This window comes from Rhodococcus sp. Q (assembly GCF_005503035.1).
Lineage (GTDB): Bacteria > Actinomycetota > Actinomycetes > Mycobacteriales > Mycobacteriaceae > Rhodococcus_G.
This window is the reverse complement of the sequence record NZ_SCOY01000008.1, coordinates 125,190-139,321: the sequence shown is the minus strand read 5'-3', so window position 1 is coordinate 139,321 and position 14,132 is coordinate 125,190. Positions and strand designations below refer to the sequence as shown.

The 14,132-nt window shown below is 69.7% G+C and carries 15 protein-coding genes; 9 read left to right on the top strand and 6 right to left on the bottom strand.

Going from position 1 to position 14,132, the window contains the following annotated elements; genetic code table 11:
* Positions 1-266: 266 nt before the first annotated feature.
* From FFS72_RS11320 to FFS72_RS11300, 5 genes are all read right to left on the bottom strand, one after another.
* The gene (locus FFS72_RS11320) at positions 267-1,043 is read right to left on the bottom strand and encodes an alpha/beta hydrolase family protein (protein ID WP_137874029.1); all 777 of its coding nucleotides are present in this window, start codon (positions 1,041-1,043) and stop codon (positions 267-269) included.
* A gap of 34 nt (positions 1,044-1,077) precedes the next feature.
* Positions 1,078-1,722, bottom strand: coding sequence for a GntR family transcriptional regulator (locus tag FFS72_RS11315; protein ID WP_137874028.1), 645 nt, complete (start codon positions 1,720-1,722; stop codon positions 1,078-1,080).
* Positions 1,723-1,795: 73 nt separating this feature from the next.
* A complete protein-coding gene (locus tag FFS72_RS11310; protein WP_137874027.1) occupies positions 1,796-2,842 on the bottom strand; it encodes an isopenicillin N synthase family dioxygenase in 1,047 nt (348 codons plus the stop codon).
* A gap of 10 nt (positions 2,843-2,852) precedes the next feature.
* Positions 2,853-3,731 (bottom strand): ABC transporter permease, encoded by an 879-nt coding sequence (locus FFS72_RS11305; protein WP_137874026.1) that lies wholly within the window; start codon positions 3,729-3,731, stop codon positions 2,853-2,855.
* Positions 3,728-4,510 (bottom strand): ABC transporter ATP-binding protein, encoded by a 783-nt coding sequence (locus FFS72_RS11300; protein WP_050064870.1) that lies wholly within the window; start codon positions 4,508-4,510, stop codon positions 3,728-3,730. Before FFS72_RS11300 ends, FFS72_RS11305 begins: the two co-directional genes overlap by 4 nt.
* Before the next feature lie 331 nt (positions 4,511-4,841).
* On the opposite strand from FFS72_RS11300, the gene FFS72_RS11295 reads away from it, so the two are divergent.
* The 9 genes from FFS72_RS11295 (at position 4,842) to puuE (ending at position 13,393) form a co-directional block, all read left to right on the top strand.
* Positions 4,842-5,990: an ABC transporter substrate-binding protein gene (locus FFS72_RS11295; RefSeq protein WP_137874080.1), complete on the top strand. Its 1,149-nt coding sequence runs from the start codon at positions 4,842-4,844 to the stop codon at positions 5,988-5,990.
* A 32-nt stretch (positions 5,991-6,022) separates the two neighbouring features.
* Positions 6,023-7,042, top strand: a complete 1,020-nt coding sequence (locus FFS72_RS11290) for an isopenicillin N synthase family dioxygenase (RefSeq protein WP_137874025.1) — start codon at positions 6,023-6,025, stop codon at positions 7,040-7,042.
* 116 nt (positions 7,043-7,158) lie between these two features.
* Positions 7,159-8,490 (top strand): amidohydrolase family protein, encoded by a 1,332-nt coding sequence (locus FFS72_RS11285; protein ID WP_137874024.1) that lies wholly within the window; start codon positions 7,159-7,161, stop codon positions 8,488-8,490.
* Entirely contained in the window at positions 8,487-9,005 is a 519-nt protein-coding gene (uraD, locus tag FFS72_RS11280) for a 2-oxo-4-hydroxy-4-carboxy-5-ureidoimidazoline decarboxylase (RefSeq protein ID WP_137874023.1), read from the top strand. Before FFS72_RS11285 ends, uraD begins: the two co-directional genes overlap by 4 nt.
* Positions 9,002-9,925 (top strand): factor-independent urate hydroxylase, encoded by a 924-nt coding sequence (gene pucL, locus FFS72_RS11275; protein WP_137874022.1) that lies wholly within the window; start codon positions 9,002-9,004, stop codon positions 9,923-9,925. The genes uraD and pucL overlap by 4 nt, the downstream gene beginning before the upstream one ends.
* Positions 9,922-10,245, top strand: a complete 324-nt coding sequence (uraH, locus tag FFS72_RS11270) for a hydroxyisourate hydrolase (protein WP_137874021.1) — start codon at positions 9,922-9,924, stop codon at positions 10,243-10,245. The genes pucL and uraH overlap by 4 nt, the downstream gene beginning before the upstream one ends.
* Before the next feature lie 10 nt (positions 10,246-10,255).
* Positions 10,256-11,485 (top strand): DUF6986 family protein, encoded by a 1,230-nt coding sequence (locus FFS72_RS11265; RefSeq protein ID WP_502704101.1) that lies wholly within the window; start codon positions 10,256-10,258, stop codon positions 11,483-11,485.
* Between the two features lie 7 nt (positions 11,486-11,492).
* The gene (gene alc, locus FFS72_RS11260; RefSeq protein WP_137874019.1) at positions 11,493-12,446 is read left to right on the top strand and encodes an allantoicase; all 954 of its coding nucleotides are present in this window, start codon (positions 11,493-11,495) and stop codon (positions 12,444-12,446) included.
* The gene (gene puuE / locus FFS72_RS11255) at positions 12,443-13,393 is read left to right on the top strand and encodes an allantoinase PuuE (RefSeq protein ID WP_171018634.1); all 951 of its coding nucleotides are present in this window, start codon (positions 12,443-12,445) and stop codon (positions 13,391-13,393) included. The genes alc and puuE overlap by 4 nt, the downstream gene beginning before the upstream one ends.
* Here the strand turns inward: puuE and FFS72_RS11250 are convergent.
* On the bottom strand, positions 13,359-14,120 hold the full coding sequence (locus tag FFS72_RS11250; RefSeq protein ID WP_050064862.1) for a 16S rRNA (uracil(1498)-N(3))-methyltransferase: 762 nt from the start codon (positions 14,118-14,120) through the stop codon (positions 13,359-13,361). The two genes, puuE and FFS72_RS11250, sit on opposite strands and share 35 nt — an antisense overlap.
* Positions 14,121-14,132: the final 12 nt, after the last annotated feature.

Sequence of the window (14,132 nt, the reverse complement as noted above, 5' to 3'; positions counted from 1 at the left end):
GCCCTTCAACAGCTCCGGGCCACCCCCACCGTCTCCTGCGGCACGCTACGACCCGTCGGTTCGAACACGACACCGCGCCGACATACAAGTCGGAAGCTTCTGCCCGCTGTCATTTCCGCAGCATCCGCACCTCCCACACGACGAGGTCCAGTCCCTCGCACACCCGCCCTTCGCCTGGCCTCTGCGGTAACCCGCCGAAGTGGCGTTCCGGTACGCCGGGACCCTACTAGCCGCGCCGACGGATCTCGCCACCATCGCGAGCGCGATCATCTTCCTGCCACCTTGCTCACCCACGGCTCGTCGCCGAGGACGGCATCCATGGTGAGTTCCCAACTGCGGGTGGTGCGGTCGAGGAAAGCGTTGTGCCCCTCGCCGGGCACCTCCCAGAACGCCGCCCGGTCGCCCGCGCACCGGGCCGCGTCGACGTAGACACGGCTCGCGGCCACCGGCACCTGCACGTCCTCGACGCCGTGGATGCACACCGTCGGGACACCGGTGGGGACGCGGTGCAGCGGCGAAGCGTCCCGGTACAGTTGCGGATCATCGGCATAGGACACACCGAACAGTGCCCTCAACGCCGCGCCGCCGCTGCGGGTCGCGGCCCGCGACGCCAGGTCGAGCGCACCGGCCTGTGACACCACGCGGGTGGGACGCACCGCGCAGTCCTTCTGTCCCGCAACCCATACCGCGAGCTGGGCCCCGGCCGAGTGTCCGACGATGCGGACGTCGCTGGTGTCGAGTGCCACCGGCGACGCCTCTGGCAGCAGCGTCGACGTTGCCACGAGCGCGGCCTCGATGTCGGCACTGGTCTCCGCCCAGCCGCCACCCGCTCCGACACGGCGGTACTCGACGTTCCACGCCGCGACCCCGCGCCTGGCCAGCTCGGAGGCCAGGGTCGTCGCGAGGTTGAGGTGGAAGTCGGCGCTCCAGTAGCCACCGTGGATCAGCATCACCACCGGCACGGGACCGTCGACCCCGATCGGGGTGTACAGGTGCCCGAACTGTGCGGGGTGCTGGCCGTAGTCGATGCGGATACGCGGCATGTCGCCATTGTCCCGCTCCGGCACAGGGTGACGGCTACCGCCTCCTGATGCGCACCGCCAGTCCCGCGACGTGCGCGCACGACGCAGCGCGGGCTCCCTCCGCGTCACCGGAGCGGATCGCCGCAACGATCCGTTCGTGTTCGTCGACGGCGATGCGCCGATTCGCCTCCAGCGCCCACATGTCCGAGCGGTACAGGTGGGCCTGGGCGTCGAGGCGGAACAGCGCCTCGCGCAGGGGTTTGTTCGCGGCGACGTCGCGGATCGCGGTGTGGAACTCGAGGTCCAGGCGGGCGTCCCTGCGTTGGTCGGCAGGTTCGTCCAGCAACTTCCGCTGCGAGTCGAGCATCGCCACCAGATCGTCGACGTTTCGGTGGGTGGCCCGCAGTGTCGCCTGGTAGCCGGCGAGGCCGTCGAGGACCTCGCGGACGGCGAACACTTCTCGGATCGTCTGGTCGTCGACGGTGTCCACCTTGGCACCCGCGTTTCGCGTGTACACGGCGATGCCGTCGTTGATGAGCTGCTGCACGGCCTCACGGACGGGGGTGCGACTGACGTTGAGTTTGGCGGCCAGCGCGGGCACCGACAGTGCGGTTCCGGGCGGCAGCTCCCCGGCGAAGATCTGTTCTCTGAGTGTGGCGTGGACCGACTCGGCGAGCAGCTCGCGTTCGGTGGTCGTCATCTCTGATTCTCCGCTGCTGTTGGCCACGACCCACGGTAACGCGGATGCGGCGTCCTACTCGTGCGCGTGCGATCTAGCGGGCCGCGAGAACCCGTTCGGCTTCGCGGAGCCCGACGGGCGCGACACCGTCCTTCATGCCCGCGAGCTTGGCGGCGATGTTGTCGGCGATCGTGATCGGCGGGTAGCCGGTCTCGCCCTCGCCGAGGCATCCGGGCAGTGTTTCGATCACCGCGTCGTGGTTGCCGTCGAAGAAGAACGCCGCCGATCGTCTGCGCAGGATCCGGCCGTCCACGACGGGCGGGTCGACGCGGTGAACGGTGGATCGCCAGCGGTCGTTGGTCCACCTCGCCAGGGCGTCACCGAGGTTCACGAGCAACGCGCCTTCCGCGGGCTGAACGTCGTGCCAGAGGCCGTCACCGCCGAGCACCTGGAGCCCGGGCACGCGATCCGCCCACAGCACGGTCAGGATCCCGAAATCGGTATGTGCCCCCATTCCGGTGAGGTCGTCGGCGACCGCGATCTCCGATTCGGGGAGGGCGTAATTGTTCATCTTCAGGACCTCGATCGAATGGTCGACGAGCGTGTCGAAGTAGTCGACACCCAGCCCGAGGGCATCGGTCAAGGCGGACATCAGGATTCGTGAGAGGTCCTGCGCGCGACGGAAGTACTCCTCGACGGGCGCCCGGAACGACGGCGCCGCCTCGGGCCAGGTGTTGTGCGGATAGCTCACCTCGGGCAGGTCCAGTTCCGGGAAGTCCGCGGCCTCGGTGCCGACGGTGATCGCCTCGTAGAAGTCGTTCATCGCGGACGCCGACGCCACTCCGAGGCTCATGCTCAGCGACTCGGACTTCGGCGGCGCGTAGCCGCGGTTCTCCCCGGGCCTGCGGTAGCACTTCTTGGTTTCGAGTGGGAGCGCGAAGAACTCGTCGAGCGCGGCGGCGAGGTCCGCCTGCACGTCGTCGGGAATGCCGTGCCCGACGATCTGCACGAAACCGACCTCGCGGCAGGCGCGGTCGAGTTGCGCTGCGACGTCGGCGCGTGCGGACGGGTCGGGCACGTCGGCGAGGTAGGCGCTGATGTCGACGGTCGGAACGTGGAATTCGGTGTCGGTCTCGTGCATGGAAGTTCTCCTACTTCTTCGCGGTGTCGGCGGAGGAATGCCAGCTGCCGATCAGGACTTTGGACAGGGCGCCGAAGAGCATGAACACGGCGACGCCGAGAAGTGACGCGAGGACGATGGCGGCGAACAGGTCCTCGGACTGCAGCCGGCTGCGGTACACGTCGAGAAGGGTGCCGATGCCGGGCTCGCCCTTGGCGAAGAACATGTCACCGATGATCGCGCCGACCACGACGAGCCCCGCTGCAGTGCGGATTCCGGTGAGGATGGACGGCAGTGCGGACGGGAGTTCGAGTTTGCGGAGTCGATCCCAGGCGGATGCGCGGGCGAGGGTGAACAGTTCATGCTGCCCGCGGTCGACGGACTGGAGGCCGAAATGCGTGTTGGTGATGATGGGGAACGCGGCGATGATGACGCAGACGAGTACGCGGGCGAACATGCCGTACCCGAACCACAGTCCGATGAGCGGAACGATCGCGAGGATCGGGATGACCTGGAGGACGACGGCGTAGGGATAGATCGCTCGTTCGAGCCAGCGTGCGCGGCTCATCAGGACACCGACACCGACACCGATCGCGGCCGCGACGGCGAATCCGACGGCGGCGACCTGGGTGGTGACGACGAGCGCCTCCAGCATCGGCTTCAGGTGCGTCCAATCGAGCATCGAGTTGGTCAGCACCTGATGCGGCGGCGGCAGCAGGAACCGCCGTTCGGGGCTGAGGACGAGGTAGGTCACGGCGTACCAGGCCGCGATCGCGGCGCCGAACGAGGCGAGGGGAACCACGATGCCGCCGAACAGGGTTCGCGCGGATCGACCCAGGTGCCGTGATCCGGCCGCGACGCGGACCTCGGACGCGCGGGCCACGGGGGCGGGACGGGCGAGGACGGTCATCGTGCACCTCCGTGCAGCGAGGCGGAGATCCGCGAGACGTGGTCGGTGAAGCGGGGGTCGTAGCGCAGTTCGGGGCCGCGGGGGTAGGGGAAATCCACGTCGATCACCTCGGCGATCCGCCCGGGCCGGGCGGTCATGACGACGACGCGATTGGCGAGGAAGACCGCCTCGGACACCGAGTGGGTGATGAACATCGCCGTGAAGCGCTTCTCCGCGTACAGCTTCTGGAGCTCGACCTGCATGTCCAATCTGGTCATCTCGTCAAGGGCACCGAACGGCTCGTCGAGGAGCAGCACGTCGGGCGCGAGGGCGAGCGAACGGGCAAGGGAGGCACGCATCTTCATGCCACCGGACAGTGCCCGGGGAAGCTGGTCGGCGAAGTCGCCGAGCCCGACCGCGGCGATCGCGGCGTCCGCCCGCTCGCGTCGTTCCGCCTTGGGCAGGTGCCCGAGTTCGGCGGTGAGCTCGACGTTCCGGCGGACCGTCCGCCACGGCAGCAGGGTGGGTTCCTGGAAGATGAAGCCGACGGACTCGGTTCCGACGGCGACGTTGCCCTCGGTCGGGACGTCGAGGCCGGCGGCCATCCGCAGCAACGTCGACTTTCCGCAGCCGGACGGGCCCACCACCGCGACGAAGTCACCCCGCCCGACCTGCAGGTCGATGCCGTCGAGTGCCGTTGTCCCCGTGGAGAATCGCTTGACCACGCCGTCGAAGGTCATCTCCGTCGACTTGGTCAGGGTGCGCGCGTCCGCGTCGCGCATCGTGTTCGCTAGAGCCATACCGACCTCCGGATCAGTTCTTACATGCAGAACCCCGTGAATTGATGAGTCAGATCATTGATTACATGTATGACGACGGAATGACCGCATGTTACGACCCGATCACCAATCCGTGCTTCACCAGCACACTTCCGAAGCAATCGACACAGAGACGCTTTGTAACCCAGAAGAAACATCCGAGATATTGCATGTAATCATGCGCCGTGGATAGTGGTTCTCGTCGGACCGGTGACGTCCCCGGGTCCCCACATCGCCTCTCCCCCATGACCTTCCCGGCGCGGTGACGCGCAGATCCACGAGGAGCACAGTGACCACTTCACGCACCATCCGCATGCGGGCGGGCCTCTCGGCTCTCGCCCTCGCCTCGCTGACCCTCACGGCGTGCGGCGGCAGCGACGCCGCGGCAGCCGAGGACGTCGCCCTCGAACCCGCCGCGCAGGAGCAGACACTCGCCGGCGCCTGCCCCGAGAACGTGACAGTGCAGCTGCAGTGGCAGCCGCAGTCCGACATGGGCGCACTGTTCGAGATGCTGGGCCCCGGCTACGCGGTCGACACCGAGAACCGGTCCGTGACCGGTCCGCTCGTCGCGGGCGGCAAGGACACCGGCGTCGACCTCACCCTCCGGGCGGGCGGGCCGGCCATCGGCTTCCAGTCCGTGTCCTCGCAGCTGTACGTGGACGACGCGATCCACCTCGGCATCGTGCACGGCGACCAGCTGATCGCCGCCGCGGGCAGCCAGCCCGTCACCGGCGTCACGCCCCTGCTCAAGTACAGCCCGGCGATCCTGATGTGGGATCCGGCGAGCCACCCGGACTGGACGTCCATCGGCGACATCGGCAAGACCGACGCGACGGTCGTGGTCTCGAAGGAACAGATCTTCCCGCAGTGGCTCGTCGCGAAGAACCTGCTCAAGGCATCCCAGCTCGACACCACGTACGACGGCGCCCCGTCCCGGTTCGTCGGCGACCCGACGATCGCGCAGCAGGGCTTCGCCAACTCCGAGCCGTACTCCTACGAGGAGGACACCCCCGCCTGGAACAAGCCGATCGAGTACCAGCTCGTCAAGGACGTCGGCTTCGACATCTACGCCTCGAACATCGTGGTGCGCGCGGACAAGGTCGACGCGATGTCGTCCTGCCTGGACAAGCTGGTCCCGATCATCCAGCAGGCGAGCGCCGACTACATCACCGCGCCCGACGCGGCCAACGCGACGATCGTCGACGTGATCGCCCAGGACGTCGCCTACACGCCCTACAGCGCAGGCGAGGCGGCGGCCGGTGCCGAACTGCTGGCCGCGGACGGCCTGATCGCCAACGAGGCCGACGGATCGGTGGGCACGTACGACATGGCGCGCACCCAGCACAACCTCGACGAACTCGTCCCCGTGCTGAACGCGGGCGGAGCGAACCTGCCCGCCGGCCTGACCGCCGAGCAGCTCTTCACCAACCGGTTCACCGACGCCGCTATCGGCATCAAGTGACCGCGACACGATCCGACCGAGAAGGACTCTCGATGAACCACACCATGACCGAACTGCAGCGCGAGTCCCGCATGGGCGCGCTCGGTACCGTCACCACCGAACGCGAGGTGCGCCGCATCGACCTCTCCGACTTCGAGAACCGGCGCGCGCAGATCACCGACGAACTGTGGGCCGCAGCCACCGACATCGGCTTCTTCCAGGTGGTCGGCCACGGTATCGACCTCGCCGAGGTCCGTGACGCCTTCGCCGCCGCGGAGGCGTACTTCGCACTGCCCGATTCCGTGAAGGGTGCGGCGCCGCTGAAGAAGGGTCTGAACTCGGGCTGGGAGTCGATGACCCAGGTGCGTCCGTCCATCGGCACCCCCGACCAGAAGGAGTCGTTCCAGCTCACCCGGCCGCACATGGATGGGCTGTGGCCGAGCGAGTCGGAACTTCCCGGGTTCCGCGACACCGTCCTGGGTTTCGAACGGCAGTGCTGGGAGCTGGCGATGCGGCTGCTGTCCTGCTTCGCGGACCGGCTCGGCTTCGACCGCGACTTCTTCACCCGCGCACACGATCCCGCGACCGTCAGCTACCAGAGCACCCTTCGCCTCCTGCACTACTTCGCACTGGCGGACGATGCCCCGGTCGATCCGACGGCGTGGCGGGCAGGCGCCCACACCGACTTCGACTGCCTGACACTGCTGTTCCAGCGCGACGGGCAGGGCGGGCTTCAGGTGTGCCCCGGCCGCGAGATGGACGGCGAGGCGTGGACGCCGATCGAACCGTCCGATGACGCAATCACCTGCAACATCGGCGACATGCTGATGCGCTGGAGTGACGACCTGCTGCCCTCCAACTTCCACCGCGTCCGCTCCCCCGGACCGGACGACCATCGCGGCGCCCGCTACAGCCTCGCGTTCTTCGCTCAGGCCAATCGCGACGTGCTGATCGAGAGCCCGCAGGGCAAGTACCCGCCGATCACCGCGGAGGACTACCTGCGTCAGCGGGTCGAGGCCAACTACGCACCCGCTGTGACGGAGTCACAGCCGAACAGCGCTGCCGCCCGATGACCTCGCTGCTGCGGTGGGCGCGTCGCCAGATCGGCGCGTTTGCTGCCGACGCCCGAGCCGTCCACACCGTGCTGCCCTACAACCCCAGCTGCTGACACCACCCCGGAGGAACGACCATGACCGACACCACCCCCCAGCCCACGACCGCGATCACCGACGTGTCGGTGTTCACGGGGGGTCGGTGGCTCCCCGGACGGGACGTCCTGATCTCCGACGGCCACGTCACCGCCATCGGAGTCCGCGGTGAGGTCGATCTGACCGGCTCGAGCCGGATCGACGGTTCCGGTGCCCACCTGATCCCGGGATTCGTCAACACCCACACCCACCTGCAGCAGTCGCTGATGCGCGGCATCGCCGAAGGCGTTCCGCTCCTCGAATGGCTGCTGCAGGTGGGCGAGGAATCGGTCGCGATCACCCCGGAGCGGGCGTACACCGCGACGGTCGCCGCCTCCCTCGAAGCGCTGCGCAGCGGCACCACCGCACTCGTCGAGCACATGTGGCCGCACCCGTCCACCGAGGTGCACGACGCTGTGCTGAGGGGGCTGCGCGACACCGGGATTCGCGCGGTGCTCGGCCGCGGCGTCGCCGATCGGGGCGACGCCACCCGCAAATGGGGTTTCGAGCCCCGCCTCATGCAACCGCTCGGCGACGTCCTGGACCACACTGACCTGCTCGCGAAAGATGCGGCGGGTTCCGCCGTCACGGTCGGGCTCGCGGTTCCCAACCCGCGGTCCGTCACCCCCGACGGCATGGCCGCGATCCGGGAGTTCGCGACGGCACGCGACATGACGGTCTCGATCCACCTACTCGAAACCACCACGGACGACGCGATGTGCCGCGAGCATGCGGGCATGGGTGCGGTGGAGTACCTTGCCACGCACGACTTCCTGTGGGATCGGATGATCGCGGTGCACTGCGTCGAACTCTCCGCGGCCGGACGCCGCACCCTCGCCGACCGCGGCGTCGCGGTGTCGTACAACCCGGTGTCGAACATGCGCCTCGGCAGTGGAATCGCCGCGGTCCCCGACATGATCGCCGACGGGGTCGCGGTCGGGCTCGGCGTGGACGGCGCCGCCAGCAACGACACCCAGGACATGCTCGAGTCGCTGCGCACCGGCGCGTACGTGCAGCGGGCGGCGCGCCGCAAGGCGGACCTGTTCGGGTTCGAGGAGATGCTCGACATCGCCTCGGGCGGTGCCAATTCCGCGCTCGGCCTGCCCGCGCGCGCCGGTGGCGTCGCGGTCGGGGACGTGGCGGACCTGACGCTGATCCGATTCGACCGGGACTTCGCGACCCTGCCCGTCCGCGACCCGGGCGCCGCGATTCTCACCACCGGCACCAGCCGGATCGTGGACACCGTCGTCGTCGGCGGCGACGTCGTGATCCGGGACGGCCGCAGCACCCGCGTCGACGAGGCGGGGCTGATCCGAACCCTGGCGGCGCTGTGAGGGTCGCGGAGTTCGACGCGCTCGGGGCGACCGACGCCGAGCCCGTGCTGCTGCGCGTCTGCGAGTCCGGCGGGTGGGCGGCCGGCGTCGTCGCCGGCCGTCCGTACGGCACGTTGACCGACCTGCTCGATGCTGCCGACGCGGCGCTGGACGCGCTGCCCGACTCCGAGTTCGACGCGGCACTGGCCGGACACCCCCGGATCGGCGAACGCACCGAGCGCGCCCAGTCCCGACTGGAGCAGGCCGGGGTCGACGAGGCCGACACCGCCACCCTCACGGAGCTGGCCGCGCTCGGCGCCGAGTACGAACGCAGGCACGGGATGGTCTACCTCGTCCACGCGTCCGGCCGCTCCGGCACCGACCTGCTCGACCTGCTCCGTGGTCGCGTCGACAACGACACCGCGACCGAACGTCGCACCGCCAGAGAAGAACTCGCCACGATCAACCGAAACCGACTGCGGCAGATGTTTGCGCCCGACGGGCGAGTCGCCACACACGAGGGAGACGCACCATGACCGCCCCGACGACACTGACCGGAGAGATCGTCCTCGGACCGCACCAGTACGGCAAGTCCGAGAACCGCGTGGTCCGCATCCAGCGGGACACCGACCGGCACGAGATCCGCGACGTCAGCGTCTCGACGTCGCTGCGCGGCGACTTCGCCGCCGCCCACCTCGCAGGCGACCAGTCCTCCGTGCTGCCCACCGACACCCAGAAGCAGACGGTGTACGCCTTCGCCAAGCAGCGCGGCCTGGAGTCGATCGAAACGTACGGGCTCGACCTGGCGCGACACTTCGTCGACGACGTCGAACCGGTGCGCTGCGCCCGCATCGACATCGAGGAGTACGCATGGGCCCGCGCCCAGGTCCGGGGCGCCGGACACGACCACACCTGGGTGCGTCAGGGCCAGGAGGTGCGGACCGCCGCGATCACGGTGGAGGGCACCGGAGACGAGCAGCGCACGTGGGTGACCGCGGGCCTCAAGGACTTCACACTCCTCAAGTCCACCGGATCCGCGTTCTCCGGGTTCCTGGTCGACGAGTACACCACCCTCACACCGACCGAGGACCGCGTCCTGGCGACCACCCTGATCGCCGAATGGCGGTACACCACCACCGACGTGGACTGGGAGGCCACCTATCTCGGGGTGCGTGCCCTGTTCGTGGAGCGCTTCGCCGAGGTCCACTCACTTGCGCTGCAGCAGACGCTGTTCGAGATGGGCAAGGCTGTCCTGGAGACGTATCCGGTGATCGCGGAGGTCCGCCTCGCCGCCCCCAACAAGCACCACTTCGACTACGACCTGAGCCCGTTCGGGCTGGACAACCCCAACGAGGTGTTCCACGCCGACGACCGCCCGTACGGGCTGATCCAGGCCACAGTCCAGCGCACCGACGCCCCCGACGCCGGGCCGGCGTGGACCCGGGGTGCGGCGTGAGCGTCACCGTCAGCACGCACGTACTCGACGCCGTCACCGGGACGCCCGCCGCCGCGGTCGTCGTCCGCCTCACGGACTCCGGCGGGTCCGAGATCGGTTCGGGCAGAACCGATGCGGACGGCCGGATCGGCGCGATCACCGCCGCGCCGATTCCGCCGGGACGCTACCGACTCTCGTTCGACACCGGCGAATGGTTCCGCGGCCGGGGACGGGACACCTTCTACCCGGAGGTGGTGATCGCGTTCGACGCCTCGGGCGGGCACACTCACGTCCCGCTGCTGCTGTCCCCGTTCGCGTACTCGACCTATCGGGGCAGCTGAGGTGAACGCCGTGACCGTCGATCTGGACCGCGTCGACGCGATCCTTGCTCCCGTCGACGCGCAACTCGCCGCCCGGTATCCGGACACCCGCACAGACGACCAGCCGGTGCACACCGTGTACGTCGGTGCCGCCCACGCGGACTCCGCCACGCCGACCGAGTGGGGAAATGCGGCCCGCACCCTCCTCGCCGCACGCTCCGAACTGATCGCCGAACTCACGGACGCGGCGACGGTCGCCCGCGTCGACGGAATCCTGTCCCGGCGCCCGATCGCCGACCTGCGTATCGACTTCGAGGACGGCTACGGATGGCGAGCCGACACGGTGGAGGACGAGCACGCCCGGCGCGCCGGACGAACGCTGCGCGCGGTGACCGACGGCAACGAGGCGGCACCCCGGTGGTGCGGGATCCGCCCCAAGGGCCTGGCCCCCACCGAGCGACGACGTTCGATCCGCACCCTCGAACTGGTTCTCGACGCCGCGGGCGGCGTGCCACCGGGATTCGTGTTCACCGTGCCGAAGTTGCGAGCCGCCGAGCAGGTTCCCGCCGTGGTCGCACTCTGCGAGGAAATCGAACGCGTGCACGGACTTCCGGAGCGCGCTCTGCGGTTCGAGTTGCAGATCGAGAGCCCCCAGGCGCTGATCGGCGCGGACGGGACGATACCCCTTGCCCGGGCGGTGCATCTCGCCGACGGGCGGTGCACCGGCCTGCACTACGGCACCTACGACTACAGCGCCGCCTGCGGCATCGCGCCGCGCCAGCAATCCGCGGACCATCCGGTTGCCGACCACGCGAAAGCGGTGATGCTCGCCGCCGCCGCACAGACCGGGGTCCGGGTGTCCGACGGGTCGACCCAGGTCGTCCCCGAGGGCACCGACCTGGAGGTTCGGGACGCCCTGGCCCGGCATTTCCGGCTCGTCACTCGCGCCCTCGAACGCGGCTACCACCAGGGCTGGGACATCCATCCGGGTCACCTGGTGACCCGGTGGGCCGCGGTACTGCACTTCCATCGGGCCGCCCTCACCGCCGCGGCGCCCCGTCTCCAGGCCTACCTGCAGCGGCGCGGCGGCTCCGTCGTCGACGAACCGGCCACCGCGCAGGCACTCGCGGCGGTGGTCCTGCGCGGCCTCGGCTGCGGCGCCTACGACGGGACCGAGCTCCTCGCGCTCGCACCGGACTGCACCGCCGACGTCCTGCACGGCCTCGCCGACCGCACCCTGCCCCTTCCCAGTCCCGAGTGAGGCCCCCATGACCACAACCGATTTCCGTGTCCTCCCCGATCTCGCGCTGCGCAGCCTCGGCGGCGCCGTCGTGTGGGCGAACGACGAATCCTTCGCCGAGAAGGAGAACCTGATCCTTCCGGCCGATCCCGGCCATCGCCCGGCGACGTTCGGGCCGCGCGGCCAGATCTACGACGGCTGGGAGACCCGGCGCCGACGCGAACCCGGCTGCGACGAGGCGATCGTCCGCCTCGGTGTGCCCGGTGTCGTGCGGGGCGTCGTCGTCGACACCGCCTGGTTCACCGGCAACCACCCCACCGAGGTCACCGTCGAGGCCGCGGCCGTCGACGGTCACCCGTCCCCCGACGACGTGCGCAAGGCGGAGTGGCACACGCTCGTCGCCCGCAGCCCGGTCGGCGGCGACACCCGCACCCCGTTCGCCGTCGACTCCGAAACCCGTTGGACACACGTCAAACTCACGATCCACCCCGACGGCGGCGTCGCGCGACTCCGGGTGCACGGCGAGGGCCGACCCGACCTGGAGCTCCTCGACCGCACGTCACTCGACCTCGCCGCGCTGGAGAACGGCGCGCTCGTGACGGCCTGCTCCAACGGCTACTACGGCGCGCCCCAGGGCCTGTTGTTCCCCGGACCGGTCCGGACGATGGGCGAGGGCTGGGAGACCAGCAGACGCCGCGACGACGGCAACGACTGGGTGCAGGTGCGGCTCGCCGGCACCGGCGTCGTGCGGATGGTCGAACTCGACACGGCCTGCTTCCTCGGCAACGCGCCCGGCGCCGCGAGCCTGCGCGGACGCCGACCCGACGGCGAGTGGCACGACCTGCTGCCCCGCACCGTCCTGCAGCCGGACACCCGGCACCGGTTCCTCGTCGACACACCGGAGCCCGTCACCGACGTCCGGCTCGACATCTTCCCCGACGGCGGCATGGCGCGACTGCGCGTGCACGGTGCACTGCTGTGAGCGCCGGCATCTACCCCCGCGACCTCGTCGGGTACGGCCCGCACCCGCCCGATCCGCAGTGGCCCGGCGGCGCCCGGATCGCGGTGCAGTTCGTCCTGAACTACGAGGAGGGCGCCGAAAACTGTGTCCTGGACGGCGATCCCGCCTCCGAGACGTTCCTGTCCGACATGGTTCCCGCACAGGCGTTCCCCGACCGGCACATGAGCATGGAGTCGCTCTACGAGTACGGCTCCCGAGCCGGCCTCTGGCGCCTGCTGCGCGTATTCGAGCGACGTGGGTTGCCGCTCACCGTGTTCGGCGTCGCCCGGGCATTGCAGCGCAATCCGGAGGCGGTGGCGGCGTTCGGTGAACTGGGGCACGAGATCGCCTGCCACGGGCTGCGGTGGATCTCCTACCAGGGTGTCGACCGTGACGTCGAACGCGCCCACATCGCCGAAGCGGTTCGCATCCTCCACGACCTGACGGGCGAGTCTCCGCGCGGCTGGTACACCGGCCGCGACTCCCCCAGCACCCGCGAACTCGTCGCAGAGCACGGCGGATTCGCCTACGACTCCGACTCGTACGCCGACGACCTGCCCTACTGGGTTCCGGTCGGCGACACGCAGCACCTGGTGGTCCCGTACTCGCTCGACACCAACGACATGCGGTTCGCGTCCCCCGCCGGATTCCCCAGCGGCGAACAGTTCTTCACACATCTCCGCGACACCTTCGACGTCCTGTACGCGGAAGGAATGCAGGGCAGCGCGAAGATGATGTCCGTCGGACTGCACTGCCGCCTCGCGGGACGACCGGGTCGAACGGCGGCGCTCGAACGGTTCCTCGACCACATCCAGCGCCGCGACGACGTCTGGATCACCCGGCGCATCGACATCGCCGACCACTGGCGCGCCACACATCCCGCGCCCGCGGGTGCTACGCGAGCGGTGCTGCTGACCAGCGGTCGGTGAGGACCCCGAGCGCGCCGAGGGCAACCGCCGCGGCCGTCGAGGTGCGCAGCACGGTCGGGCCGAGCCGGACCGCGTGTGCGCCCGCCTCGGTGAGCGCGGCGACCTCGTCGTCGGCCAGTCCACCCTCGGGGCCGACGACGAGCACGATCTCCGGCACGGTCCGCAGTTCCAGTGCGGCGAGTTCGGCGGTCGCGGCCTCGTGCAGCACCAGTACGACGCCACCAGCCGCGACGACCTCCCGCACCCGCGCGAGGACCTGTCCGGTCCTGTGCAGATCGGCGACCTGCGGAATGTACGGTCGCCGTGACTGTTTCGCCGCCGCGACCGCCACCGCCTGCCAGCGCGCGACACCCTTGACGGCCTTCGGGCCTTCCCACTTGGCGACGCAGCGGGACGACTGCCACGGCACGATCTCGTCGATCCCAGCCTCGGTCGCCAGCTCGACCGCGAGCTCGGATCGTTCCGCCTTCGGCAGGGCCTGAACCACGGTGACGGTCGGGCTCGCGGCGGGCAGCTCGTCGCGGGCGGTGACCGTCAGGTCGAGGCGATCCTTCCCGACCTCGACGACCTCGGCGCGGGCGATGCCGCCGCGGCCGTCGGCGAGCACCAGGTGCTCACCGACGCGGATGCGGCGCACCGTCGCGGCGTGCCTGCCTTCCTTGCCGTCGAGGACCGCGACCGCTCCGACGTCGGGGAGCGGGTCGAGGTAGAACAGCGTCGCTGCCATCGGCGTCGCTCG

Coding starts and splice junctions, on each gene's coding strand:
- alc (WP_137874019.1), top strand. CDS start 11,493: ATGACCACAACCGATTTCCGTGTCCTCCCCGATCTCGCGCTGCGCAGC.
- FFS72_RS11290 (WP_137874025.1), top strand. CDS start 6,023: ATGAACCACACCATGACCGAACTGCAGCGCGAGTCCCGCATGGGCGCG.
- FFS72_RS11305 (WP_137874026.1), bottom strand. CDS start 3,731: ATGACCGTCCTCGCCCGTCCCGCCCCCGTGGCCCGCGCGTCCGAGGTC.
- FFS72_RS11250 (WP_050064862.1), bottom strand. CDS start 14,120: ATGGCAGCGACGCTGTTCTACCTCGACCCGCTCCCCGACGTCGGAGCG.
- FFS72_RS11300 (WP_050064870.1), bottom strand. CDS start 4,510: ATGGCTCTAGCGAACACGATGCGCGACGCGGACGCGCGCACCCTGACC.
- FFS72_RS11315 (WP_137874028.1), bottom strand. CDS start 1,722: ATGACGACCACCGAACGCGAGCTGCTCGCCGAGTCGGTCCACGCCACA.
- FFS72_RS11310 (WP_137874027.1), bottom strand. CDS start 2,842: ATGCACGAGACCGACACCGAATTCCACGTTCCGACCGTCGACATCAGC.
- pucL (WP_137874022.1), top strand. CDS start 9,002: ATGACCGCCCCGACGACACTGACCGGAGAGATCGTCCTCGGACCGCAC.
- FFS72_RS11320 (WP_137874029.1), bottom strand. CDS start 1,043: ATGCCGCGTATCCGCATCGACTACGGCCAGCACCCCGCACAGTTCGGG.
- FFS72_RS11295 (WP_137874080.1), top strand. CDS start 4,842: ATGCGGGCGGGCCTCTCGGCTCTCGCCCTCGCCTCGCTGACCCTCACG.
- FFS72_RS11285 (WP_137874024.1), top strand. CDS start 7,159: ATGACCGACACCACCCCCCAGCCCACGACCGCGATCACCGACGTGTCG.